This is a genomic window from Citrobacter farmeri, from assembly GCF_019048065.1.
Taxonomy (GTDB): domain Bacteria; phylum Pseudomonadota; class Gammaproteobacteria; order Enterobacterales; family Enterobacteriaceae; genus Citrobacter_A; species Citrobacter_A farmeri.
Window position 1 is genome coordinate 52,335 of sequence record NZ_CP077292.1, and the last position, 24,752, is coordinate 77,086.

The window sequence follows — 24,752 nt, forward strand, 5'->3', positions numbered from 1 at the left end:
AGGATGGCTTTTCCGAACTACTATTGTCGCGTGAGACCTCTTAAAGAGGCGACTCCGCCTTGATGGGGCTATTACGCCACAAACTGATGATATCGTCAATAGCACCTTATTAATTGTGACAGGAAAGAAATCATGGGACCGGAAAAATTTATTTCTGTCGAACGGCTGGATATTTATAAAAAACACCTGAAAGTAGAACCTCATCAGGTCATGTCTGCATATCACTGGAATAAAGCGCTCGCCGGAGCCATGCTTCCTGCTCTGCAGTGTCTTGAAGTCACCCTGCGAAACGCACTGGATCAGGCTATCCGCTCAGTCCCCCCACCTGGTGCAACAGGACTCTGGCTGACGGACCATAACTGGATTTTCAGCCTGCCTCGTTACATGGGGAAGAAAGCCTTTCCGAAGCTCTCTGTAAGATTCAAAATGGCCAGAAAACCTGGACAGCCCCGGGATCCACAAGGGATTTTACTGGACCAGTACGGTAACCGGGTTGTAGCCCGTAAAGTGCGGGAAGAAAACCTTGTTGAACAGGCGAGAGACGCCATTGTCAATGAAGGTAAAATCATCACCCCGGCCCGCGTGATTGCCGCAATGAGCTTTGGTTTCTGGACGACCTTACTGAGTACGAAATATGAAGATAACAGCAGTAAGTCGCTGCTGTGGCCCAATCTTAATACAGTGGTGTTTCCGCATCTTCCCGTCGGTCATGGTATGCAAGACGTCCGTCACGCCTTTAACCGGATCCGTTCCCTGCGCAACCGTTTATCACACCATGAAGCACTCTGGAAATTTCATTACGATGATCCGGCTACAGGGTTGCCTGATTATGGCAACCCTGTTTATGGTGCTCACGCCAGCAGCAGTCTGCTAAGAAAACATTACGATGACATCCTGGACATGATTGGCTGGATGAGTCCTGACCGTAAAACCACTTTCCTGAGTCATTCCGCAAACCTGCGATTTTATGCCCTGTGCTCGGTGGACGGGCTGAACAGTTATATTTCGCCGGAAAAAATCAAGTCGCAGATAAAGGTTACACGTGGCGGTAAAGGCATCAGCAGATTAATTAAAGTCCTCGAGAAAAATGAGTTCATCCGGATAGTGAAGAAAGGTCAGACAGTACTCACCATTGGTACTGACAATTCTGTCCTGATTAACTGACATCCTCCCCGCGCCGAAGGTCGGGGCTTTACGGCGCATTGGGTAATCACGGAATTTTGTTGGTCACGCCGGAAGCATTATCCGGCCTGGAGAAACAGGACATCAGGTTCCGGGGAGTACTGAATCAGCCAGCCACAGGATGCGAACAGCTCGCCCACATTTCCCGCAATTCTGGCAGGAACGGGGGGCAGTCTGTTTCCCGTCATCAGAGAACGTCATTTCAAGTGCGGACTTAGGGATGTACACGGCGCAGATACCTGGAAATCATCACTGTAGTGTGACGATAAGCAGCGAAAATGAACAGGACAATGCGCGTAAGCGCATGTAAGGCGGCACTCTGTAGTTCCATGCGACACTGGAGTACAACCGCCGAAGCCCGGCGTAGCCGGTTACTGGTTTGACAGGTTCTGCCTATCCAACCCCCCATCCTGAAAAGCCATAACCCGCATCTAAACGGCTCAGGAGTTTCTGTGCGCTATCGGAGTGGTCACGACAAGGCGAAGCCGCAGTCGGGGCGTATCTCCGCGTTAGCGGGCCGTAAGGGCCGCTTACGGGCGTGTTACTTAAATACCCCAGCCAAAATTACTCACAGCCACTCAAAAGTTTAGTTACATCATCCAGTATTAAAAGCGATGTTGTTCCGGCCCTTCGGGCCGGGGCGGCCTCGCTTTTCAGTGCCGGGAGGGGCTGGGTGCCGGATTTTTGCTCGGGTTTCTTTGGTTAAAACTCTGGATGTTGTAACTATGTGCATGGTTGAGGCCCGGCGCAGAGCGACGGGAGGTGCTTCTGGTGTTTCCGGACCGGCGCGGACGTGTGTCCGCTGCAAGGGCGGTCATTCTCTTAAGCCTGTCCACAGGGCAGGCGATGAATAGGTTATATCTTTATAAGAGAGAAAGATTATGTATTTAAAAGAAGTACAGAGCAGGTTTTTAAAGGAAACCACGCACTTTGAAATCAGGTCGCCTGGCGCTTTGTCAGTATATCGGTTGTAACTTTATGGAAAGGTCCCTTGCAGTTATTTGTGGGTAAGTAAATTCAGCGACCGGAAATGGCTCCGCCGGGAACATTTCAGGCCGTTCAGTCAACCGGATGAGATAAATCCTGGCGTTGAGAGCGCCCGCTCCGCGCAGAAAACAGACAGTGGCAGGCTACAGATGTGCAGAATCCTCCGGCGTCAGCCGGATTTTTATAATCAGGTGGGTTATATGGGGACTGTGGCCAGTCGCGTGTAATTGTTGCCCCGCGACATCAGCATGCGCTCTTTCACGCGCCGCTGCAGCTCCCGTTTCATGGCATCCAGACCGCCGGTAAAACGTCCGGACGCGTATTCCCACGTCAGCTGCTGTTTCACCAGTGTCTCTATGTCCTTACGGGTTCTGTCCGCATCACGCCGGGCACGGGCGCGTTTCAGACCATGCTGTTTACGTTCGGACTGGTAGCTGCGGAAGCGTTCGCGCACAAAGCGCCATGCTTTCGCTATCAGTTCGTCCATCTCCAGCGGCTTCAGGTTCTGCTTCTGACGCAGCTTATTTTCCCATTCGACGCGGCTGCGGCGGGCGGCCACCACCGCTACGTCAGAGACGTCAAGCGCGGAGAACAGTGCCGGCGTGAAAGTGATGTCGGTCGGGATATTACAGCCAATCTGCGGGTCATATTCCGTCTGGTAGGTAATCAGCCCCAGCTCCGACATAAACTTCAGCGCCCGGGTGGCACGGGTGATGGACAGATTGCCGTTTTTCGACTCTGTGGCTAGCCCGCATTCAATAGCCAGGTTGGTTATAGAACGCTGGACACGATTGGCCAGCGGGTCGTAGTGGAAGCACAGTCCCTGAAGCAGCGCATCGATGGCACGACGGCGCAACAATGGCGGCATCCGATGACGCTTACCGAGCGAGCGTACGAACGCCACATGGACGGAAAAGTCAAAACGGGACGTAAAGCCTTCGGCTTTCGCCATCAGCTTACGACAGAACGGCAGGGTCTTTTTCCCCTCACGCGGCGTGAAGGCCGGGTTCGGGTTTTTGACCTGACGATAATGGGTGAACAGATTCCGGGCGTCAGCCACTTCTTCCTGCACATACAATGCACGGAAGGAGTAAATGGCGCAGAAACAAGTATTGAACTTTTCTGAGCATAAAACTATACTCCCTGCATAGCCTGATTGATGGCTATACAGTTTTAGTGGACCCCGGTAATCTTCTACGTCGCCAAACAGAAGAGATTATCGGGGTTTTTGCTTTTCTGGTCCCGGGTAAACACCTCAGCAGAACCAGTTCCCTGCCACCTTGCGGTGTGGCCAGCCAAAATTCTTTAAACGATCAGTAATCTAGCATCGAAAAATGAAACACTCAAGAAAGTAAGCCCATTAGCCTAATTTTCTTTTCTGCGCTTCACGCTCGATAAGGGTAGTCAATACTTCAGCTTGAGTTAGCCCATCCTGCTCACACATACTCAAAAGGTATCCTTTAAGTTGTGGGTCAAGAAAAACTTTAACCTCTTTGAGCAATGCTCTCTTACGAGCGACTGACTGCCTTTGCTTTTCTGCATCAGTAAGAGGATTACCTTTTCTATACTGACGCTTTTCTTTCGATGAGGAAGTTACTGCATTTCCGGGCTGCGACATCTCTGCCTCCTCAAGGATCAAATAAGGATCTTTGCAGAGAATACTACAGATTCAGGAAATCAGCGACTTACTTTATAAACGTAACCCGCGTTGGCGCACGGTTTACGTCTGAGGATCATGAATTACGGCGTCAGTACATCTGTTTCCAGTCCGTTCCCTGCACCCAGCGGGATGTCCAGTGGTTCAGGTACTTCTGTGCGGTAACCGGGTCGTCCCACACCACAAGCACGTTCTCCGAATTCGAACGGTCTGCTGCACGGCTGAAGTTGAAAGATCCCACTTCGGTGTGACGACCGTCACTGACGATCACTTTGTCGTGCAGAATTTTGTAAGCACTGACGGTACGAAGCGGAATGCCAGCACCAGCCAGCAGATTCATTGCCGCCCTGCTGGCGTTGTTGTTTTTTCCGGTATTGGCTTTCCAGTCCAGCACCACTCTCACATCAACACCACGACGTTTTGCGCTAACAAGGGCTCTGACCACCTCAGGAGAGGTGAAGGAATAGCCCATAAGGCGGATTTCCTGCTGCGCTGTATCAATTGTCTTAAGAACCAGTCGCAGAGCCGTACCCTCCGGAGAAAAACCTGTCTCAATGGTGGCGGCGTAAGTGATGGGAACTGGTGAACACATTGCCAGGCCGAGCAGACCGGGCAGAAGCCATCGACGCATATGTATTTTGTGAATAATTTGCATGGTATTTCCTTCACTGGATTTACTCAGAAACGCCGGGATCGGGGGAAATTTGCTTTTCCCCGATTGCCGGGGTTGGACAACGACGCAGGGCGGAGGCGTCAGGCTGTTTAGCGAAAAACGCCGTAAACCCTCGCCCAATGCGGGCGGGAATATAAGGCGAAAAGCCCGCAGGGCTTTAAAGATCAGTCAGGCGTTGACTGACTCTGAATATAGGCTCTGAGCGTTTCAATCGTTGCCCCTCCGGTGCTACAGACAAAGTACGATCTCGACCACAAAATCCCCGTTTTACTTTGCATCCGTAAATGTGCGTTTTGCTGGCGCAGCAGGCGCGACGATACTGATTTCAGATTGTTAACCATCACGCTCACCGCCAGTTTTGGCGGGCAGGCTATTTGTCTTTATCACCTCCGCCAGAATCTGTCGCAAAAGCACGTTAGTCGTGACCTGCTCCGGCACCGCGGGAGGCTCAGCCAGAATCTGTTCAGGTAGTTTTGAATGGATAAGTACAGGCCCTTTTGACGAAGCAAACGTCGGCCCGCTTAATAACAGGCAACCGGAGATAACCGCATATAAAGCGATTTGCTTATTTTTCAAGTGAATTCCTTTTGTTTGATTGAAGCAACAGTAAAGACAGGTCAGAGAACACTGACCAAAAAACCAATACACAGCAGATGGAGGGCATACGCTGGTGCAAACCACCGTCCGACCTGCAGGCGTCGTCCGAGAGCCGGTACCAGCCCGTGCACGCAAAACAGCACAGTCAACGTCAGCAGTACGCCGGAGAGCGTCATCACATCACCATGCCGGGCATTAAGCAGGGTGACCAGCAACAACCAGACAGCAAACAGGGCTGGCCGCAGTGAGTCCCGGACCTGCCAGATAAGCAGCGCACTGGCGAGCATCAGCAAACCGGGTATACCGTAACTGGCAGAGTTAAGCGGCAGATACCCCACCAGGGCTGTGAAAGCCGCAACGCCATTAAGCACGGTCGCTGCCTGCAGGAAGCGGGTCACCTGCATGACAACGGCGAAGGCAAACAGGATATTCAGTTGCCACCACATGAGTCCGGCTTCCCTGAAGGCCAGCCAGTAACCCGGCTGGGCCAGGAGTGCCGTCAGCCACAGGCGGTTGAGGCTGTACTGACGCAGTGTTTTGCCTGCCAAGTTACAGCCGCTGACCAGCGCAAACAGGGGGAATGCACAACGCCCGGCCATGTTCAGTAAGGGCATATCCAGCTGAAAAGCAGTGGCGATGTGGTCCCCCATCATTGCCATAAATGCGGCCATCCGGATGACATCGCGCTGCAGCGCGGAAAAATTCAGGAGCGGCCTGAAAGGTTGCAGGGCAACAGATTTCCCCGGATTCATGCTGTAGCCTCCGGTCGTTGTGCGCAAAGGTGTGCCCTGACGCGCTCCGCCAGCTGTTGCTCATCATCGCCGCGCAGCAACGGGATACCCGCCTGTTTCAGTACCTCTTCCAGCAGCAGGTCACGCCGCTGACGTTTCGGCGCCTGATGGGAACGGTCGTCCAGCTCCACTGCCGCAATGATTCGCCCGGCGCGGTCCGTGATAACCACATCGCAGTGCCACTGCGATACCAGACGAAACAGCTGCCACCATTCCCGGCTGCCAGATTTATGGTCGGGAGCCACTCTGACGATATCAGCCACCCGAACCTGCGGGCACAGCCGCCACTGGCGGGTATCGGTCCCCCTGTCGAGCCGGCGCAGAAAACGCTGTTCCCGTTCCGTCATCAGCTGACCGGCACTGACGAATGACGGTCGGCGACACAGCAACTGTTCAGTTCTGCCCGGCCGAATCCCTTTTTCACGCAGCCTCTGCAAAAGTGGATGTCTGCTCTCACCGGCCTTTTTCAGCAACAGAATAAATCCGCATAACAGCGCAACAATAATCAGAAGACCGGTCATCATGAGCGATACCCCGCAGCATGAACCACTTGCAGCATAACCCGGAGTAGTGCCATAACCATCTGCGGGTACAACAGCAGACTCACCATCGTCAGGAGAACCCCCGTCAACACGCCAGCGATAAACATCACGCCAGTATGGCTGCCGCGCTTACCCGCGACCTGATATCCACGCCGGAACAGACGCGGCTGATACAGGTAATCTTTTTTGTCCCTGTTCCTCTCATTTAACGGCCGCAGTTGCATCAGTCGCCTCCCAGCGTTTTTTCCAGCTCAATATCTTTTTCCGGTACATTCACCACCCACTCACGCTCCGTACGCAGCATCTGTTCGCGCACCTGCTGGCGGATGCCCCGACCGTCCGCCACCGCTTCCTGAATAGCCTCATCCAGCTCACGTTCTCCCCGTGCTGCAGCGTCACGCAGGCGTCGTTCTTCATCGGCAGACAACAGGGGTTCTGGTCTGGTCCTCTCCTCACCCGGCACTGCCGACAGCAGTTCCTGCCGGGCCTGCTCCGCCAGCTCCCGTGCCGCTTTTTCCTGTGCATCTGCCAGTTTCTGCTGCTCATCTGGAGGCAGCGTAATGGGGTCTTCCGCTTTCGCCGCCGATTCAGCCTCCGCCACACTGCGCACTGTTCGTGCCACCTCGTCAGGCTCCGTGATTCGTCCTCCGGTCAGGCGGGCTGCATTGAGCAACCGTTCTTCACCGTGCAGACGTATCACCACCCCGCTCTCCGGGTTCTCCTGTGCCAGGCGCAGCGCCGTCTGTGCATCATCAGCAATGAGTGTCTGCCCGTTACGGCTGGCCTGCAGGCCGGCGAATTGCGCATCCTCCCCACCACGCAGCCGGGACTCATCACTGAGCACCACGCGCATCCCGTCATCCTCAATGCGGATTTCGGTCAGGAGTGCCCCGGCTTCTTTTCCGTGACGGGTCCACGCCGGCAGGGCTACATAAGGTGTCGGGTATTTCCTGCCAGCAGCAATGAAGCGCGCCATTGTTTCGCCCTCCAGGCCGTTTTCCGCCAGAACCCTGCGTCCCAGCGCGGTTTTATCCAGTCGTGAGGAGGTGGCCAGCAATCGGTTGCCGGTGTCGGATTCGTGGTCACTTTTCTGGTGCAGCAGGTCGTGGGCGGTCTGTCCGGCATTTGAGTGCCGGGCATCGGCACTCCAGCCAGCCAGATCGTCGGTATAAACCTGCACATGCTCCTTTGCGCGTGACAGCGTCACATAAGTGGATTCCAGAGACGCCATTCTTTTCCTGCCACCTTCGGTACCGGTCAGGGCAATGGCAAAGCGCTCACTGGCCCCCTGTACGCCATACACCGTCAGGGCATAGGCGAGGTCAATATGACAGTCCTCCGTCATGGCCTGCGGGTCGACAATTTTCTCCTGATCTCCCTGGCGGAAGCGGATGGCCCCGTCGTCAGTGAACCCGGCCACCTCCCACAGGCTGTTGGCCACATAGCCGCGGTCGGTGTCCGAGCGGGTAAAGCGCACCCTGTCCCCCTGACTGATCGTCAGATCGCGGAGTGTGAAGAGGGAAATATCCTGTGCAGTGTTCTGCTGAGGAGAGATCAGCACCGACTCCCCGTCAGCATTACGCAGCGTGACCACGGCGTCCTGCGTATCCACCTCCGCCACAGTCCAGTAGCGCTCGTTCATCATGGCCACGGCGCCGGTATACTCCGCAAAGGTTTCAGCCGCACGCAGGGCGTTGTCAGGCACCCGGAGCGGCTCCAGGACGGTGAACGTGCGTTCTTCAGCACCTGTATCGCCTTTCTCATGCCGGGCGGCATGAATGGCATTATTGATGGCGTGACGGTCAGCGTTAAGTTCTGCCACAACCAGCGTCTGCTGCTGCGCCTCCGGGGTGCGCCCCATCCAGTCATCCCGGATGGCTTCAATGATGTCAGTCCGGACCAGTGACAATTGCTCCGGTGTCAGTGTCTGCTCGCCGGCGGCGGGAGAGTCCTGCTCCTGGTCCTTTTTCGGCGCACGGATTTCCATGACGGAATTCCCGGGCACCCAGGCTCCTTCCTGACGGGGGACCTGTTGCGGGCTGACGTCATCCACCTGACGCAGTGATGTATCAACCTGACCTGCGATGATGCTTTCAATCGCCGGGCGCAGCGCCGGAGTCTGGCGGACAATCTCCTGCATCACCACCGTATCGATGGCACTGCGCTGCTGCACCAGGCGGAACGGCAGACCGGTTGAGATGGCCTGCAGTTGCGCGGTGTCCCCGCTGGAGACCATCCGTCCGCCGCCTGCGGCAACCAGCTGATAGAGCTCTGCCATATCACGGTTGCCCACCATCGAGCTCTCATCGGTCAGGAACAGGACATTGCGGAAGTCCGGTGTTTCCCCGGCCTGTATGGCCAGCCGGGTTTCACTCAGAAAACTGGCCAGTGTTCGTGCCTCCACCCCGGCCTCACGCATCTCATGCACGGCCCGGTGCGTGGGTCCCAGGCCGATGACCTGCGGCCGCACGGATTCGGACAGGGTGTTCAGGGCACCCATCACCGCCCGGAACTGGGTGGTTTTCCCCACCCCGGCATAGCCCTGAATGGCCATAAAACGGTCGGTGTTCTCCAGTACCGTCCGTGTGGCCTCCCGCTGGCCTGCCGTCAGACCGGCCAGCACTGAGGCAGGCGTCAGCGCCATCAGGGGCTGTACAGCATCCTTACCCTCAGCAATATGGCGGATGATGGTCTTTTCCATCTCATACGCCACACGCGGAACAAGCACCCTGTTTCCCACCCCGGAAACCGAATCCAGCTGAATCAGCTCCCCGCTGTTCACCTGCCGGGCGATTTCAGTCCGGACATCAGTCAGCGGCTGGCCGGATTTTACCGCTTCTGACAGCAGGGCAATTTCACTGAGGTGTACCTGTCCCTGCTGCGCGCGCGGGATGGCCAGACTGACGGCCTGCTCTGCATCCGACATCAGACGCTCACGGCTGGCCTGTATGGCGGTATCCAGATTTGCCTCGCCGGTCGACTGACGGACCTGGTCACTGGCCAGTCGCACGGCGGACACACTCTCCACTTTGCGCGCAGCCTGCTCAGGCGCAAGCGGCGTATAAATCCGGATGTCGCTGCCACTCTGCGCCAGCGCATTCAGGGTCTGTTTATTCAGGCCTCGTGGACCGACTGCGGCCAGTACCGTGCGCGACGCGCTGGTACCCGCCCCGGTCCCTTCCACATAGTCATGAGCCAGCTTCACGGCCCGTTCAGTGGGCAGGCGCAACTCCCGGTCGCCGCTGCGTAGCCGTACCACGCCATTTTCCAGCCCCGCCACGGTGAACTGCTCTTTCGCTTTGATGGCTCCCTTCAGCTCTCGCCCCAGCGCCCTGACGCGGTCCCCTTCAGAAATATCCAGTGTCCGGCTGCGGTACAGGCTCCAGCTGCCGTCAACCTGCGTGACCTTCAGGGTCAGGCGACTGCCGTCTTCTCCCTGCAGCACCAGGCTGTTAGTGGCCTCAGCCACCCGGTCAATGGTGTGCCGTGTCATCGTTTTCTTCTCAGCGTCCCACCGCTCCATCACCATCCCGGCCCGGTAGTTATTGCGCTGATGGCGGGTTTTGCTGTCCAGCCACACTGGCTCCAGAACCTGCAGCGTCACCTGCTCCCTGGCCAGCTCACCCGCATCACGCCGTATATCCCTGATAACCTCCGTCAGCTGCTGCTGTTCCCGGGCACCGGTCACCTGGGCCACGACATCCCGCCCTTCAGCAGACAGGCGCACGTACTCCTGCGCCAGCTGGCCATAACGGCTCCGTTTGTCCGCCTCGCTGACCAGCCGCACCTCCGGCAGCTGCGTGCTGTAAAACCGGTACTGCGGGATACCGGCTTCTTTCAGCACAGACAGGGCATTGCCCGTCCCCTGCCGGTTCTCCGTATCCATGAATATCAGCTGCGCCCCGGCGCTGAGTGCCTTTTCCTGCAGCAGGACGGTTTCTTTCAGCGACAGTCGTTCTGCCCGGTCAACGATAACCGTGCCCTGTACCGGCAATACGGTGTCAGCGTTCATCTGTGAGCGCAGCATTACCTGGCCTGCCAGATGCGGGCTTTCTGACAGAAACTGGCCACTGCGACCGTCTGCTGCAATCACCATCACCTCACGCCCCTGTGAGCGGGCCATCATGGCCACGTCTTCCGTGCGCTCACGCAGGGTTTGTGCTCCTCCACGACCACTGAGAATGGCTACCGGGCTTTTATCCTGTGTCAGGACAGAGACAGCATCCCCGGCAGGTATATCGCGTTCCTGTGCCCGCTCAGGGAAGACCAGCACGGTTTGCTCCTGAATGACCGTGCGCGCCAGCTGATGAACGCTGAGTTCGTTCAGCAGATGAATATCGGAAGTAAAAATGCCCTTCTCGCGATCCAGGGGGATAAGGCGCTGCCCTTCAATCGCGGCATCGATGCCGGCACGGGCCTGCTCAAACAAGCCTGATGCTGACGGCAGACGACTGACCGTGCCGGCCAGCATTTCAGACCAGGTGAACTGGACCTTCTTCTCCGACAACGCAGAAATCGTGTCACTGACGGCTTTCTGCACGTCTGATTCTGAAATCTGAGCGGAAGACGCACTATCGGGCTGGCCTGTAGCCCGAATATCCTCAATGCCACCACCAACAGGGCCAGGTGGTTCTGCCCGTGTCTGCGCCTGGCTGATGTAGTTATCGATATCGAATTTTTCATCGGTCAGCCGCCGGCGCCATTCAGCTTTCAGCAGATCCGGGTCGGCCCAAGCTTTTGCCTGGCGGGTATCGAGTGCGGCAACGTCGCGGGATTTTGCTGACGCATCAGGCCCGGCGGCTTCCCGAATGGCCTGACTGCGCGAGGAAAAGATGTCCACCGGCACATCCTTCAGCTCCCACAGTCCATGTTTTCCCGCCGCCACAGTTTCGAATCCCATAGACTCAATGTCTTCACGTAAGGCAGAACGGTACAGGTTTCCCAGCGCTATCTTGGTGGCGTACAGATTCTCAGAAAAGCCAGTTTTCATCCGGGTATCGCTGGCCAGCGACCGCCATTTTTCATCGGCGAATGTCGCATTAAAGACCAGGGCGTGGGTGTGCACCTGCGGGTCCAGGTCCCGGGAGGTGTCATGGTTATACAACGCAGCCACCATACTGCCAGTCAGCACCGTTTCCGTTTTTCCCTCCTGCGTAATACGGGCGCTGATCAGTTGCTCCACTTCCTGCATCGCCACCGCCACCGCCCGGTTATGCGCCTCAATAAAACGACGGTCTTCCCCGACCAGCGCCATGACGGACACACTTTTGGGGGCGGAGAACGTCAGGTCATAGCCGCTGCGGTGTTTGTTGACACCATCAACCATCCGGGACAGGTCACTGCCATCAGGCAGTCTGCCCTGGCGGACCGCATCCATATCGGCGCTGGCCACTTCCCCCTTCAGGCCCAGCTTCTCCGCGCCTTCCCCCATCCAGCGGGAATCCAGTGAACCGCTGGCATAGTAGTTGTCTTCGTGGCTGTAATAGCCCCCATCACCCTTGATGGAAGAAATGGAAAGCATCAGTATTCCCTCCCGTCATCCATCTCATGCGTTTTGTCTGTCGCATGGTTGATATTGACCTCTTCCCTGCGGGTCATATCGCGGGTCTGATGCTGGCTCTGCTCCCAGGCTTCATACGCGGCAAAATCCACCACCTCACCTTCGCTGTTTAGTCCCGGGGGCATATCCTGTGGTAAATCCTGTTCGATATCCCGCTCAGTCCCTCCGCTGGAGGCTGAGCGACCTTCCGCTGCAATAGCAGTGGACGCCGTGTTTTCGGTATCAGCATCGCCGGAGGCACCTTTTGTCTGCAATGGCCACGTCGCAGGAGACGTACTCGCTTCTGCGAGAACAGCAGCCACCAGGTCGGCAGAGGGAGGTGGCGTATTCGAAAGATTACCTTGAGGAATAAACGCACCGCCCGGAACAGCATGAATTAACGATTCTCCCTCGAACAGACCGGCGAATCTGTGGCGTTCTTCTTCGCCGCGGCGGACAATTTCATCCTCAAGCGTCTGGTCAAGACTTGTCTGCACGTCACGCAACAGCAGGGCATCAGCCACTTTGGGCATGGCCTCATAGCGCATGGAGAGTTTCACCACCGGATAATCACCAGGAAGCGTGACATAACACTGCAGGTCATTAAGAGACTGGATGTCTGAATAGGTCACCACAGTGACGCGTTCTTCCTCCTTACCGAAGGAAATCCCGTCACGGACCTGCTCATGACCGAAGCTGGTCTGTTCACTGAATTTTTTACGACGGGTTTCCCCGAGGTCTTTCTCCACAAACTGCGCAATTTCCGCACTCGGGGAACGGAAGAAGAATTTGGTGTTTAGCAGGTCAAATAGCCCCGCAGCGGCTTTAGGACCATAAATTTCTTCCATCTGGGCGATGTTCTGAAAACCCAGCACAAAACAGCCGCCAAATTTACGAGCTTCTGAAATAATCCTCGGTAAAGAGGACAATTTATGCAGCGACGCCAGTTCGTCATAGAAGAACCAGACACGCCGCTGCCGGTTCGGCCCCATAGCGAGAAGACTGGTGGCGGCAATGCTGAGCCACAGTGAAATCAGCGGCTTGAGGGACTCATGGTTCTGTTCATCGGAGGTAATAAACAGCCAGCCATTCTTCGATTTATCGGTCTGGCCTTTCATCCATTCCCGGATGGTAAACTTCTCCCGCCCCGGGCGGTCAATGCCCTGCAGGTAGCGCAGAGCTTTAACGTAGTTTGTCAGCACGCTCCGGATAGAGATGGCTGTCTTCTCAATTTTTCCGTCAACCAGAGTGGAGGCTGGCGTACCGGCCAGGAAAGCCCGCAACTGGTCCAGCTTGATGGCCAGAAGTGTACGCAGGAATTTGTTATAGCTGCGATCTTCGTCCTTACGCATGCGTTCAGCACCTTCCGCGAAGATAGTGCGCGCACTGCCCTGCCAGAAAGGATCTTCACCGCTACTGGCCGGGATCAGGGTCGTACTGGCATTCTCCAGTTCGGCGATAGAGCGGCATTCCTCCCACAAATCCCAGTTCGGGCAACGTGAATCCAGCGCATTAAGTACTTTATCCCGGGATTCGTCGTAGAAGTCCTCAACGAACGTACAGCCTTTGTCATAGATAATGACCAGATCGCCCCTGTCACGCAGCTGTTTTAAAATCTTGCGCATCAGGGTGGATTTACCGGTTGATACCGTGCCATGCATAGCCATATTCTGAATTTCAGAATCCAGCTTCAGCGGCAGGTCATCAATACGAATATCAGATGCCTCCCCGCGTTTTTTCATCATCCGGGCAACTTCTTTTGGCGATTCACAGAGTACCCGGCCCCCGATAATTTCATCCTCACTCTGTTTACGGCCAGCACGCCCGAGATACCAGTACACGGCCAGTGTGGCCAGAAAGGCGATCAGCAGCGCGGCACATCCTGCAATAACCAGTTCCTGTTTTAGCAGTTGGCCGCAGTACATGGTGTAACTGTCACTCAACACCTGCCTGGCGCTGTACTGCAGGTTATGTTCGTAATAACGGATGGTATAGACGGGCTGACTGACCATTTTTTCAGTAAAGGGCGACATTACCCGAACAAACCAGTAAATAATGCCGTTGGTCAGATTCTGAATACTCATGCGTATCAGCAGGACGGCAATACCGAATAACACCGTTCCCATAATGACGTAATAAGAAATCAGATTATTTATCTGCAGGAACATTTTCAGGCGCATGAAAGCGACCTGACCGCCCTGCGTTAAGTCGCGAGGATTCAGGCTCATTATATTTTTCCGTAGATTATGAAGCATAACTTTTAAAAACGACTCTCCCTTAACAAGGAAAATCACCTTTAAAACAAGAGGTAATAAAATGGCATTAGTTTGTGTAGCGTTTTAATACACATTCGATATAATTGTGTATACAAAAGCTACACAGAGGTGTTTATGAAATCAGAAGCCAGAGAGGCCCCTATCAACATCCGGGCGAAAACATCCCAGCGTGACCTGATTGATATGGCGGCAAGCCTTGTATCAAAATCACGTACCGACTTCGTACTCGAAGCCGCCTGCCGTGAGGCTCAGGACATCCTGCTGGACCAGCGCCTGTTCATACTGGACGATCAACAATATGACGCGTTCCTGGCTGAACTTGATGCCCCCATAACCCCAGATCGGCAGGCCCGAATCAATGATTTGATGGGTCGCAAATCGCCATGGGAATGAGAGCACCTGAACCTTTAACGCCCGGACACAACATTGCTGAATTTTGTTGTTCAGACCCGGGTCTTAATGAATGGCTGAAAAAGAAAGCATTAAAAAATCACAGCACCGGCATTTCCCGTGTCTATGTTATTTGTGCTGAAAATACGAATCAGGTGATCGGGTATTATTGTCTTTCTTCCGGCAGCGTTCAGAGAAATACCGCACCGGGCCCATACCGACGTAATGCCCCGGACTCACTTCCTGTTATTGTACTGGGCAGACTTGCTGTTGATCTGGCATATGCAGGAAAAGGGCTGGGTGTTGCATTACTCAAGGATGCGATATACCGGACACAAAACATCGCTGTTCAGGTCGGTGTAAGAGCGTTAATTGTCCATGCGCTGAATGATGAGGTGAAAAGCTTTTATACGAAATTTGCTTTTGAACCATCCTCAGTAAATCCATTAACGTTATTCTTTCCTGTTAAACTCTGATTAAATAAAGGTGGCCAAAGGCCATCCTATTTTTATTACAGAATATTGGTAACCGATTTCGCCAGCTGATCTTCGAGGACGGGTTTTGCCTCTTCGAATTTCAGGTTAACCTTATTGGCAGACGACACAATGCGGGTCTGGTATTTATGCTGATTACCGTTCTGTGTGCTGGTCTGCACCTTATAACCGGAGGTACCCTGGTTCAGGGCGGCGACATTATCCGTCTGTACACTGGCGTTTGTTTTTTCAGAAATCTGAATATCCGTCACCATCGTATAGTTGATATCTTCCACCATCGCGTCAGCGGCCATTCCCACCAGACCAACCGCCAGGCCAACACCTAATGTTGCGCCGGCAGAACTGGAGTTATAACCGGTAATCCCCGCACCTAATGCGGCACCCGCTATCGCCCCTTCGTAGCCCTGGTTCAGGACCCCCTGGGCGGTACGCAGGTCCATTTTATCCGCTTTAAGGACATTCGCCTGAATCCAGTAATGTGCGTTTTCCGGTGATGAGGTGACGGTGTAGCCTTTCTCCTGAACAGCTTTAGCGACTTTGGCTTGCAGGCCAGACATGTCTTTATCAGAGGTATTCTTGATCTGCAGGAACACTGTTTTCTGTGAAGAAGGCTCAAGCCAGATTGTTTCACTCATCAGAGTCTTCACTTCGAGATTACGTTTCTTTATCGCTGTGCTCATCGCTCCACAACCAGACAAGATCAGGGTGGAGGATAATACGGCAGTCATTGCCATCAACTTAATGTTTTGTTTCATATTTTTCTCATTTCCATATAAGTTGCATGATATCTATCATGCCCAGAAGAACCACTATCATCACCACACTCTCAGAGTGTGGTATGAATAATGTACAGGCAGAAGCATAATCATATAAATCATAAGGTTATGCTGAGTTTTAAACGCAGGGTCATTTACTCATTAGCAAAGCCCTGAAGATATGGCTTATTTGGGGGTTGCGGAGAGCAGTTTTTTCACTTTTGACAAACTACTCACCACCGCAGGTGTCATGTATCGGGATAAAGAACCCTGTAAAAAAAGAGCACTTACAATAAATGTCACAAACCATGAAAACCCCATACCTGAGACAAAACTCTCTCCAACCCACAGCAAAATCACTCCAACTATGAAATTTGTGAACAGGAGAAAAACACTATAGAAGTGGATCTTTTTCTCAATTAACCCAATTAAAACCGACCGATTTCTTATCTCGTTGCCTAATGCGATTTTCATGCAGACAAAATTATAGGATGACATTAAAAAAACAAGACTAAAAAAAACATTTGAACCAAGAGCTATCACCAATGTATCAAAATAATGATATCCCCCTCGCCCAGTATTTATAAACACATCGGTAGCAATAAAAAATAGCTGGATAGCGTAAACAATAACTAACTTACTGAAAATAACTTTTAGAATCTGGCTATTAGATGGAATCTCATAGTCTCGATTCTTAAGCTCATCAAGAACATATGCAGCATCCTTTTCCAGTTCTGAGCGCTTCATCTTTCCCTCTCTTACTCTTTATTAAACTTATCCTGCAATTCATCCTTGATTCTGTTCAAATCATTCCTTCCAATGCTATTGTCTCCAATCTTATCACTTTGCCTTTTTTCTTCCGCGATCTTAGCTTCATTAAAGTTTTTATTACCCTGATCATGTTCATTCTGCAAGCGATTGTAATCCGTCCTGGCAGAATTACCGGATGAGTTCACAGAATTTTTATCATTATCGACCTGAGATTCAGCACTACCACGGCGATGTTGTACATCAGCACCAATCTCTCCACTTTGTTTCACTCCATTCGCGCTGGCCAGAGATTCCATGTTGCCCAACTGCTTAGCGTGTTCCCCCTGAAGATCAACGTGACCTGATGATGCACCAACACTACCAATTCCCTCACCGGTACGACCTTTATTTTGCTCAAATTCCTGCAGCAATTGTGGTTTCATGCGATCTTCCACAAATTCCTGTACCAGCCTGTCACGTTCTGCACGCACCTCAGGGCTGGCAGTATCTGACAATAGTTTATCAGCTTCACCCGGGCGTTTACTGATGACATAACCGACAAACTCCTGAGAGTAGTTCTGGTTAATGTTGGCACTGTTATTTTCTGCATAACTGGCCAACTGAGAGTATTCATGACTACGGGTAACCGCATCGTTAAACTGCGATGCCTGGCTTTGCAAACTGGAGAATATTGAAGACAGTTGGTTAGCAAGGGATGATGATGCATTGTCGGTATGACTGCCGCTGTCCGTCACGCGGGTAGACGTCACAACGTCCATTGCGTCGCGGAAATCCTTCAGTTCCTGCGCACTGAAACCTTTGCTTGTACCACCCTGATGGGTCAAGTCGGAACTGGTGCCATGCGAAGAACCACTCCTGCCGGTATACTCTGCCTTCAGGTGCCCCTCTCCCGAGACTTTCATACCGGTAGCCAGTCCGGCAACTTTACCCAGAACCTGTCGATCGGAATCGAAAGAAATCTGAGCACTTCCGCCTGCTCCGGCACTCATATCCTGACTCTTGGTTGCCGCCGCCCGAATCCCTTCCGCCAGTGTGGTATTTTCATCCCGGGCATAGCGGGAACCAATAGACTGAATGGTGTTCAGCGCTTTGGTCAGATTGCTGCTGGCAGAGGCATCGCTGCCTGTCACCGTGGTGTCGCTGTTTCCCCTCTGCTGGCTCCACTGACTCATCTGCGAGGTGGCCAGGCTGGAGGTATGCGACAGACTATTGCTGAGGCTCTGCGCTTCGCTCAAGGCATCACGTTGCTGCTGCTGCCAACTGCTGGATGCAGTTTTACCCAGCGCAATATCGACCGGTAATTTTGAAATTGCTTCCGTGGTGTTGTAGACCGACTGCCCGGACGACGTCAGGGTTTTCGTCGCCCCGCTCTCCAACTGACTGGTCATGTGCCCTTCACGATGGCTGTAGTTGGTGTCCCACTTGTTACCCTGCACATTTCCGGTCGTCATATTGTTATAGGACCAGTTACCGTCGACAGCCTGAGACGACGATTGTGTGGAGGCAGACTGCAGGGTCTGTCCCAGATAGTTCCCCGCCTGTGACACCACCTGTCCCAGTCCTTTCACCATCCCCCAGGCGATAAACGGGATGGACAGCGCCAGCCAGCCTGCTGTGGTGCCGATATCTGAATAGGTATTCTGCACCTGGTCAAAGGTAGCCAGCGTCACCGCCGTCCCGTTGAGTTTACCCTGCAGATAAAAGTTCATCGCATGGTTCAGGATGGAGAACAGAATGGGCCACATCTGCAGGTAGGCAATGGTGTAAACATAGCCTTTAATAATGGTCCAGGACAGGGAACTCACCACGGCCAGAACAATCAGCACCGGGAACAGCGCCATTGTCATGCCCAGCAGGACGCTGTGCATCACCGGCAGCGTGTTGGCTGCAATGGATGCACTGGTTGCCTGCGACAGGCGCATTTTTGCCATCGATGTCTGCGTGGCGGTGTTCACGAGCCCAGCGGTATCACCATTCTGTGCCGAGAAGCTCTCCAGACCACTGCGCAGGCCATTCATCACCACGTTCTTGCGGATGATTTCGGTGGAGGTCATGGAGTTACCGTGAAAATAGTTATAGCTGTCACCCAGCATTTCAGTGAACAGTGCCGTACTGGCGCCATTCGTCGGACCAAACACCTGGTTTGTAAATCCATGCATCCGGTTCAGCATCTGCTGCAGGAACGGATATTTGTTGGCGCCACTGATATCCCCCGAGTCAGTATTGATTTTTACCGTTGCCTCCTGGCAGGTCAGAAAGCGGCGATTTTTGTCATACAGACCACGCAGCAGGCTGGGCTGGCTGAATATCAGCGCATACGGATCGGTGGCATTCATCAGGTCGCCAATGCTGTACTTATTGTTCAGCATAATGTCACCCACCACGCAGTTATGAACGTAATCAGAGAACATGCGCTGAATTTCCGGCTCAGAGAACCGGAAATCACTGCTCCCCGCCGCCAGCTGCGCGCCGAACAGCATCCCGGTTTTGCTGTAAGTCAGCGCGTCCGGGCGGGCAAACACAAAATCGTAAACCTGCGCCATTCCGGCACCGATACGGGTAATAAGGCTTGCAGGGGCCGCGAGCCCGGTAGGGACGTTGTCCACCTGATAAATTGCTGCAGGCTCAGACAGATCGATTATCTGCACATCCCGCTTATCCCCGATAAGAACGGCAATAACGAGGACATAAAACCCGGCCCATTTGACCAGGTCCATAATGTTCCGGGTACGGATGTAGGTCGCCGCCCCGACAATCACCGACACGGAAGTGGCGATAGTAATCAGTGCATCACCGGCACTGCTGTTAAAAAATGCCGCCACGCCGTTCAGCGTATCCTGGAACCACGCCCCGCCTGCCACGGTATAAATCGTATCAACGGCCATATTAATTCACCCTGCTGAACTGGTAGTTACCCAGCACACGGTCGCTCATCCTGGAGGAGACCTGCTGGCGGATAAAACGGATTTGCTGCTGCGCGGAGATAAGGGCGTCTTCCTTAATCTGTACCTCCATACGCAGCGAGTTAAGGGCCTGTCTGGCATCGGACAGGCTATTTTTCAGCTCCTTCATGTTGGCGCCCGGGTAATCTTTGGTGGCAAGCGATCCGTTAACCACCTTCATCACGGCTTCCAGATACTGCAGATAAATATCGACCGCGATGTAATCCGTCAGCTGAGCAAACAGGGACTGCGAGACGCTCAGTGACGACTGGTCAACAATCCAGGAGAGGATGGGGATGGAGGTACTGTTGATGAACTGCTTTTCTTTTTCCGTCAGCGGCGTGTCGGTAATGGCCTTGTTCTCAATGCTGGTCAGCATATCCTGCACCATCTTAATGAGGGATTTGTCCGGAGAAATCGTCACATTATTCAGGGTCGGTGACAGACATTTGCTCTGGTTATCGCAGACGTATACTTTCGCGCTGCCGCCGCTCATCATTGCGGTCAGCAGACTGCGGTCTGACGCCATCGACGACAGAATGCGTACTTCGCCGTTGCTGCCAAAAATCACCGAGCCACTGATACTCATGGCAAACTGTCGCAACTCTGCATTGCTGCTGAGCGCGCTGTTGCCCAGCGCATCCCACATCAGGTTGATGTCCTTCAGCACCTGGTCTTTCTCCGCACCGGTCGCTTTTTCTGCGACAGAACCGTATTTTCCCCCTGAGGTGCAGCCCTGGCGGGATGCCACCCAGTCCGAGAACATACTTTTCTGCCCACCCACAGACTGGCAGACGTTCTGCTGGCTTTCCCCCCACAGCGACGCCACGCTGTCAACCATCGCCTTCGCCGCCTGACAGCTGGACATATTGAAGCGGTTCATGTCAGCGGCCATCTTCTGCAGAAAATCCTTCGCTGCTTTCAGCTCCGGCACCGTGGTTTCCAGGGCAAGGTCGAAAAAGTAGCCTGCCGCATTGGCCATTGTCTGTTTCACAAACGCCATAATCTGGTCAGAGTTAATAAAGGAGAACGCCCCCAGATACACATCAATCCCTCCGCATCCGGCGTTGATGGACGGCAGGCTGATGGAAATTAGCTGGATATTCTTGTTGCCGGTGCGGGCATAGAAAGAGCCCCCTGACACGTAGCGTGCTGCCTGCCCTTGCCAGGCTTTTGCCGAGGTGGTATTGCTGGCATAACTCATGTCATTAAAGAACGAGTTCATATCATCCTGCAGCGCGGCCTGTGCCGTTCCTGCACTGTACAGGCCGAGCGCCAGTGCCAGGCAAAGCGATTTCAGTCGCATAATCAGTGTCCCTGTGAAGTGTGTTGAGTGCTTTTCCCTGACTGCCGGTCCAGTGCCATACGCAGCACATCATTAAGACGGCTGCGGAACTCGCCGGACTCTGTCGCCCCCTGCAGCAGCGGCCAGGTTTCCATCGTGTTGACGTTGGTCAGAAAGGTGGTTGGAGTGGCCACCGGCAGGCCGCTCTGGAAATATTCCACCATCACATCCGGTGTTGCCGGCAGGACATCGGGAAATTCAGCATCGCCCTTTCCGTCCAGGCTGATGGGGAAGACGTCAAGACCGGTCTGCTGTGAAAACGCCTTCAGAACCGGAGCGAACTGGCGGCAGTACTGACAGGTCGACTGCATGAACAGCACCACTTTCCAGTCCCGCAGATCCACTTTCCGTCCGTCACTCAGCACATACCAGACGGGTCCTGTATCCTGAGCAGCAGGGGCTGTAGTTGCTGGCACTCGGCTTTCCGGCTGGCTGAGAGCGTCCATCGCAGGGGCGCTGCGTCCCGTTTTTCCGGCTTCGAGAGCGCGAATTTCATCCAGTGTGCCGGCCTGCAGACAGCCGGACAGCATCGCCGCCATCAGAATGGCGGTCCTTAATACATCAGTAAGCATGATTACCTCAAAAGACGGGAGTTATCAGTAAGTGGGCGCAAAGTGGGTCAGGACGCTGACCATCTGTCGGTCCAGATCGTCGTGGCTCATAAAACCCCATGCCAGCGGTTGCCACTGGTGCGTTTTCGGGTCAACCAGGAACGTGGCCGGGAAATGCATGACGCGCATCTGTTCTGCCTGACCACTGTCGGGACGGCTCTGTGGTAACTGGTCGCTGATTTTGCCGTCCACGCTGACGGCCATCAGGCTGATCCCCCTGTCCTCACAAAAAGCGCGTATCACCCCGGCCATCAGGTTGTCGACAGCATTGTTTCCCCGGTAGAAGAAGAACAGACCATAACGCTGCGCCACCTGACTGATAACTGCACTCTGGACCTTTTTCTCTTCCGTCAGGCGGGCTTCCACGGTGCTGTTGTAATGGCTGCGTTTGACGTTATAGTCCAGCTCCGGATATTTCAGTCGCGCCAGTTTTGCCGTCTGGGTGAAGTCCGTTGCCCGGTCAGTCCAGAAGTTTTGCAGGGTCATAAAGCGGCGGAAGTTCTCTGCCGACGGATACAGGATGGCAGTGTCCAGCGCTTCACGGGTTGCCTGCTGTAGCACCTTTTTCTGCTCTGATGGCGTCATACCGGACAGGCGCTCCTGACGCGATGGCGCCAGCGCAGGTTCGGGCTCAGCCTCTTCAGCGCTGGGGTTGTACCACTGCCATCCCTCTTCCCGGGCATAGTCAGGAGCCAGCACCTCCTCGGGAGCAGCATGCAGCGATGCTGACATCATCAGGGCAAGCGCACCGGCAAGACATCTCATGGTACGTTCTCCTGCATTTTTTCCGCGATGATGTCCTGCGCTTTCTTCAGCAACGCCTGGTCTTCCGGAATGTCACTGCCGGCGTCAAGGTCACTGTAAAAGTCGCTGAAGTTCATCACGCCAAAATCGAGACTCTGCAGTTCATCAACCGTGATCCCCCTGCAGTCCGGTGATTTACCCTTCCCAAAGCTGATACCCAACTGGTCACGACGCCCCTGCTCCTGGACAATACGGGCAAGTTTGGAGTCAAACTGGCAGTAACCCCTTTTTTTCTCCAGACACACACCCAGAACATCTTTGCTGCAGTACTCTCCTACATAAACTGTCAGTTTCTTGTCTTTCGCCTTACCCAGCGCTTTCTCATCGCTGCTGCAACTGGAAAGTCCGACATCCTGGCCCCATCCGGAATCTTTACAGCAGTTGTTAAAGCCCACCGCCATTTTCTTGCAGGACTTCGCCTCCCCCGTGAAGGCCCGGACGTTCTCGCCATTGAGTTCAGCCACATCTTTGCCTGCTGCCGCGACCGCCGCCAGGGCAGATACAGCCTGACCAAACATGTTGCTGGTTCCGGTCTGTCCCTGTGCGCAACTGCCGTCTTTACAGAAGAACTCCCCCCCACAAATCTGTCCGTTACCCGTTTTTTTCCGCTCACAGGAATACGTTACCTGCTGGCTGACACAAAACCCGTCAACCGTGTCGGCACACTGACTTCGGGTTACTGTGCAGGCTTTGTCCTTCATGTACTCACCACAGGTGCCTTCCGTTTCAACCTGAGTCAGATACGTGTCCTTCCACTTCCAGCAGGACTGATACATGCTCAGCGTCTGCCCCCCCACCACGATGGTACGGGTTCCTCCTGGCTCCACACACTGCGACCCCGTCATGGCACCTTCAGTCTTACTGAACGGGCAGCTTTCAGACCATGTCACTTTGGGTATATAGGTATTCTTTTTGACCCGAAGGACAAAACGAAGATCCAGCTGAGTATGTCTTTTGAATGTTATTGAGCCCGTTTTTCTGGGGTGACGTGACTCAAACGGGACACCGGCTGTTAACGTGGCCGGAGAGGGTTTGAACGCAACATTGGTTGCCGAGCTTTTTGAGTTCCAGGTAATATTGTTCCCCAGAACAGAAATCGTCATTGAGGGGTTGCTCCCGGGCAGAAGACTTTTTGGGTAACTGTAGTATGCGGCCGTAATTTCTCCGCTGATTTGTGGTGTTACCGTCACCACCATATTGCCATTCACTTCCCGGGATGGCAGATCGTACAGTTTATACACCACCTCCCTGACCTCCCATGTTGTACTGCCCTCATACCCCAGCGTGGCTGTACGGGTACAGTACTGCTCTATCTTTGTATCCCGCAGACACTGGTGCGTTGTGATTTCGGTAAAGCTCGCCGGCTGGTCCACGCAGCCATTAAATCCACCGCCAGTGATGGTTTCGGCTTTCGCCTGCATATTCAGGCCTTCAGCGATAAAAGGCGCATCCAGTGACGGTTTGTTGTCTGCCGGGGTGTTCAGAATGGACTCAGTGATGGTCTTTCCGGCTTCTGAACTGTTCATTGTGGTTGATCCCGGTGATGTCATGTCCACACCGGATGAATTCACCCCACCGTAGTACCCGCTTTCTGAAGGAGACGTTGTGTAACCGGGGATCACTTCAGCGGGTTTAAACCCCTGAATGGCATCAGCGCCCTGGCCTTTGTTTGCCTTCCCCTGCTGCATCCCCTGATTAAACTGGTCATTAGCGACCAGTGGCTGTGCGAGAAAGAGTGAGGCAAAAGCCATCGACAAAAAGTATTTCTGTTTCATCAGTTTGCCTCCTCGCCAAGCAGGTTTTTTGCAGTCCGGGCGCAGTCACCTTCTTCAGCCACTCGCTTCAGTGCCTGATGCAGCGTAAGGTCACCCTGAAGACGGTCAACTTTATCGCCCTGATTGCCACAGGCGACAATCAGCACCGGTACGGCTGTGATGCCGTACTTACGGAATGTGGTCGGATCTATCTGCACACCGCCGGTATTGCTCTCTTTCACCAGCCCGGCGACGGCATTCGCCGTTGCACGCATATCACCGTTCACCATCCCCCGGATCACCACCGGGATATTCAGTGCTGCGGCATCCTGAAGGCGCTGTTTCAGTTCATCTGGCGGCATCGAGAAGGAGACAAAGACCATCGCCGCATCCACGGGGCGCTCTCCGGGCTGCATGGTCTGCCGGAACTGTTGCGCCTGAGCGTCAAGGAACATCTGGTCCTGCGGAGCCGCCGGACGGGGCTGTTTCAGAAAATCAGGTGTCTGCAGAGACTGAAATCGTTGACGGTCCAGCTTCAGTTGTTCCTGAATAAACTGGCGATTATCAGTGTGATCAGTTGCCAGAACCGGGCCTGTGGTTAACAGAACTGCCAGGAAAAACAGTGTTTTGTATACAAACATA

Annotated in this window: 21 protein-coding genes and 1 pseudogene; 3 read left to right on the forward strand and 19 right to left on the reverse strand. The window is 54.0% G+C overall.

Features of this window, described 5'->3' with window-relative positions; translation table 11 throughout:
• Positions 1-132: 132 nt before the first annotated feature.
• The gene (locus I6L53_RS23380) at positions 133-1,164 is read left to right on the forward strand and encodes an Abi family protein (RefSeq protein WP_042325809.1); all 1,032 of its coding nucleotides are present in this window, start codon (positions 133-135) and stop codon (positions 1,162-1,164) included.
• A gap of 1,201 nt (positions 1,165-2,365) precedes the next feature.
• Here I6L53_RS23380 and repA read toward each other — a convergent pair.
• The 11 genes and pseudogenes from repA to traD form a co-directional block, all read right to left on the reverse strand.
• A complete protein-coding gene (repA, locus tag I6L53_RS23385) occupies positions 2,366-3,241 on the reverse strand; it encodes an incFII family plasmid replication initiator RepA (protein WP_084196686.1) in 876 nt (291 codons plus the stop codon).
• Complete coding sequence (gene tap / locus I6L53_RS23390; protein WP_042325874.1) at positions 3,222-3,299, reverse strand: RepA leader peptide Tap; 78 nt, start codon at positions 3,297-3,299, stop codon at positions 3,222-3,224. The genes repA and tap overlap by 20 nt, the downstream gene beginning before the upstream one ends.
• 230 nt (positions 3,300-3,529) lie before the next feature.
• Positions 3,530-3,787 carry a replication regulatory protein RepA gene (locus tag I6L53_RS23395; protein ID WP_042325812.1) on the reverse strand — a complete coding sequence of 86 codons (258 nt, stop codon included), beginning with the start codon at positions 3,785-3,787 and terminating at the stop codon, positions 3,530-3,532.
• 130 nt (positions 3,788-3,917) lie between these two features.
• Positions 3,918-4,481 carry a phospholipase D family nuclease gene (locus I6L53_RS23400; protein WP_042325815.1) on the reverse strand — a complete coding sequence of 188 codons (564 nt, stop codon included), beginning with the start codon at positions 4,479-4,481 and terminating at the stop codon, positions 3,918-3,920.
• 182 nt (positions 4,482-4,663) lie between these two features.
• A pseudogene (gene tnpA, locus I6L53_RS23405) lies at positions 4,664-4,873 on the reverse strand (IS200/IS605 family transposase); the annotation flags it as partial.
• Entirely contained in the window at positions 4,833-5,075 is a 243-nt protein-coding gene (locus I6L53_RS23410; protein ID WP_042325876.1) for a hypothetical protein, read from the reverse strand. The pseudogene tnpA and the gene I6L53_RS23410, both read right to left, overlap by 41 nt.
• 41 nt (positions 5,076-5,116) lie before the next feature.
• Positions 5,117-5,848: a type-F conjugative transfer system pilin acetylase TraX gene (traX, locus tag I6L53_RS23415; RefSeq protein WP_042325818.1), complete on the reverse strand. Its 732-nt coding sequence runs from the start codon at positions 5,846-5,848 to the stop codon at positions 5,117-5,119.
• A complete protein-coding gene (locus I6L53_RS23420; RefSeq protein WP_042325820.1) occupies positions 5,845-6,411 on the reverse strand; it encodes a DUF2726 domain-containing protein in 567 nt (188 codons plus the stop codon). The genes traX and I6L53_RS23420 overlap by 4 nt, the downstream gene beginning before the upstream one ends.
• Entirely contained in the window at positions 6,408-6,653 is a 246-nt protein-coding gene (locus tag I6L53_RS23425) for a hypothetical protein (RefSeq protein WP_042325822.1), read from the reverse strand. Before I6L53_RS23425 ends, I6L53_RS23420 begins: the two co-directional genes overlap by 4 nt.
• On the reverse strand, positions 6,653-11,950 hold the full coding sequence (gene traI, locus I6L53_RS23430) for a conjugative transfer relaxase/helicase TraI (protein ID WP_042325824.1): 5,298 nt from the start codon (positions 11,948-11,950) through the stop codon (positions 6,653-6,655). Before traI ends, I6L53_RS23425 begins: the two co-directional genes overlap by 1 nt.
• On the reverse strand, positions 11,950-14,196 hold the full coding sequence (gene traD, locus I6L53_RS23435; protein ID WP_042325827.1) for a type IV conjugative transfer system coupling protein TraD: 2,247 nt from the start codon (positions 14,194-14,196) through the stop codon (positions 11,950-11,952). Before traD ends, traI begins: the two co-directional genes overlap by 1 nt.
• A gap of 162 nt (positions 14,197-14,358) precedes the next feature.
• Here traD and I6L53_RS23440 point away from each other — a divergent pair, with 162 nt between their 5' ends.
• Both I6L53_RS23440 and I6L53_RS23445 read left to right on the forward strand, forming a co-directional pair.
• Positions 14,359-14,637, forward strand: a complete 279-nt coding sequence (locus I6L53_RS23440) for a type II toxin-antitoxin system TacA family antitoxin (RefSeq protein WP_042325829.1) — start codon at positions 14,359-14,361, stop codon at positions 14,635-14,637.
• Positions 14,628-15,110 (forward strand): GNAT family N-acetyltransferase, encoded by a 483-nt coding sequence (locus I6L53_RS23445; protein ID WP_042325831.1) that lies wholly within the window; start codon positions 14,628-14,630, stop codon positions 15,108-15,110. Before I6L53_RS23440 ends, I6L53_RS23445 begins: the two co-directional genes overlap by 10 nt.
• Positions 15,111-15,145: 35 nt before the next feature.
• Here I6L53_RS23445 and traT read toward each other — a convergent pair whose 3' ends face one another.
• The 8 genes from traT to trbC form a co-directional block, all read right to left on the reverse strand.
• Positions 15,146-15,883: a conjugal transfer complement resistance protein TraT gene (gene traT, locus I6L53_RS23450; RefSeq protein WP_042325833.1), complete on the reverse strand. Its 738-nt coding sequence runs from the start codon at positions 15,881-15,883 to the stop codon at positions 15,146-15,148.
• A gap of 186 nt (positions 15,884-16,069) precedes the next feature.
• Positions 16,070-16,630 (reverse strand): hypothetical protein, encoded by a 561-nt coding sequence (locus I6L53_RS23455; RefSeq protein WP_042325835.1) that lies wholly within the window; start codon positions 16,628-16,630, stop codon positions 16,070-16,072.
• Between the two features lie 11 nt (positions 16,631-16,641).
• The gene (gene traG / locus I6L53_RS23460) at positions 16,642-19,539 is read right to left on the reverse strand and encodes a conjugal transfer mating-pair stabilization protein TraG (RefSeq protein WP_042325838.1); all 2,898 of its coding nucleotides are present in this window, start codon (positions 19,537-19,539) and stop codon (positions 16,642-16,644) included.
• A gap of 1 nt (position 19,540) precedes the next feature.
• On the reverse strand, positions 19,541-20,902 hold the full coding sequence (gene traH / locus I6L53_RS23465) for a conjugal transfer pilus assembly protein TraH (RefSeq protein ID WP_042325840.1): 1,362 nt from the start codon (positions 20,900-20,902) through the stop codon (positions 19,541-19,543).
• Between the two features lie 2 nt (positions 20,903-20,904).
• The gene (gene trbB, locus I6L53_RS23470; RefSeq protein WP_042325843.1) at positions 20,905-21,513 is read right to left on the reverse strand and encodes a type-F conjugative transfer system pilin assembly thiol-disulfide isomerase TrbB; all 609 of its coding nucleotides are present in this window, start codon (positions 21,511-21,513) and stop codon (positions 20,905-20,907) included.
• A 24-nt stretch (positions 21,514-21,537) separates the two neighbouring features.
• Positions 21,538-22,317, reverse strand: coding sequence for a type-F conjugative transfer system pilin assembly protein TraF (traF, locus tag I6L53_RS23475; protein WP_042325845.1), 780 nt, complete (start codon positions 22,315-22,317; stop codon positions 21,538-21,540).
• Complete coding sequence (traN, locus tag I6L53_RS23480) at positions 22,314-24,107, reverse strand: type-F conjugative transfer system mating-pair stabilization protein TraN (RefSeq protein ID WP_420914406.1); 1,794 nt, start codon at positions 24,105-24,107, stop codon at positions 22,314-22,316. The genes traF and traN overlap by 4 nt, the downstream gene beginning before the upstream one ends.
• A gap of 23 nt (positions 24,108-24,130) precedes the next feature.
• On the reverse strand, positions 24,131-24,751 hold the full coding sequence (trbC, locus tag I6L53_RS23485; protein ID WP_042325848.1) for a type-F conjugative transfer system pilin assembly protein TrbC: 621 nt from the start codon (positions 24,749-24,751) through the stop codon (positions 24,131-24,133).
• Position 24,752: the final 1 nt, after the last annotated feature.

What these genes read in the sequence shown, in the direction of transcription:
- I6L53_RS23380 (WP_042325809.1), top strand. Translation starts at nt 133, where the DNA reads ATGGGACCGGAAAAATTTATTTCTGTCGAACGGCTGGATATTTATAAA.
- tap (WP_042325874.1), bottom strand. Translation starts at nt 3,299, where the DNA reads ATGCTCAGAAAAGTTCAATACTTGTTTCTGCGCCATTTACTCCTTCCG.
- I6L53_RS23395 (WP_042325812.1), bottom strand. Translation starts at nt 3,787, where the DNA reads ATGTCGCAGCCCGGAAATGCAGTAACTTCCTCATCGAAAGAAAAGCGT.
- I6L53_RS23400 (WP_042325815.1), bottom strand. Translation starts at nt 4,481, where the DNA reads ATGCAAATTATTCACAAAATACATATGCGTCGATGGCTTCTGCCCGGT.
- traX (WP_042325818.1), bottom strand. Translation starts at nt 5,848, where the DNA reads ATGAATCCGGGGAAATCTGTTGCCCTGCAACCTTTCAGGCCGCTCCTG.
- I6L53_RS23420 (WP_042325820.1), bottom strand. Translation starts at nt 6,411, where the DNA reads ATGATGACCGGTCTTCTGATTATTGTTGCGCTGTTATGCGGATTTATT.
- I6L53_RS23425 (WP_042325822.1), bottom strand. Translation starts at nt 6,653, where the DNA reads ATGCAACTGCGGCCGTTAAATGAGAGGAACAGGGACAAAAAAGATTAC.
- traI (WP_042325824.1), bottom strand. Translation starts at nt 11,950, where the DNA reads ATGCTTTCCATTTCTTCCATCAAGGGTGATGGGGGCTATTACAGCCAC.
- traD (WP_042325827.1), bottom strand. Translation starts at nt 14,196, where the DNA reads ATGAGCCTGAATCCTCGCGACTTAACGCAGGGCGGTCAGGTCGCTTTC.
- I6L53_RS23440 (WP_042325829.1), top strand. Translation starts at nt 14,359, where the DNA reads ATGAAATCAGAAGCCAGAGAGGCCCCTATCAACATCCGGGCGAAAACA.
- I6L53_RS23445 (WP_042325831.1), top strand. Translation starts at nt 14,628, where the DNA reads ATGGGAATGAGAGCACCTGAACCTTTAACGCCCGGACACAACATTGCT.
- traT (WP_042325833.1), bottom strand. Translation starts at nt 15,883, where the DNA reads ATGAAACAAAACATTAAGTTGATGGCAATGACTGCCGTATTATCCTCC.
- I6L53_RS23455 (WP_042325835.1), bottom strand. Translation starts at nt 16,630, where the DNA reads ATGAAGCGCTCAGAACTGGAAAAGGATGCTGCATATGTTCTTGATGAG.
- traG (WP_042325838.1), bottom strand. Translation starts at nt 19,539, where the DNA reads ATGGCCGTTGATACGATTTATACCGTGGCAGGCGGGGCGTGGTTCCAG.
- traH (WP_042325840.1), bottom strand. Translation starts at nt 20,902, where the DNA reads ATGCGACTGAAATCGCTTTGCCTGGCACTGGCGCTCGGCCTGTACAGT.
- trbB (WP_042325843.1), bottom strand. Translation starts at nt 21,513, where the DNA reads ATGCTTACTGATGTATTAAGGACCGCCATTCTGATGGCGGCGATGCTG.
- traF (WP_042325845.1), bottom strand. Translation starts at nt 22,317, where the DNA reads ATGAGATGTCTTGCCGGTGCGCTTGCCCTGATGATGTCAGCATCGCTG.
- traN (WP_420914406.1), bottom strand. Translation starts at nt 24,107, where the DNA reads ATGGCTTTTGCCTCACTCTTTCTCGCACAGCCACTGGTCGCTAATGAC.
- trbC (WP_042325848.1), bottom strand. Translation starts at nt 24,751, where the DNA reads ATGTTTGTATACAAAACACTGTTTTTCCTGGCAGTTCTGTTAACCACA.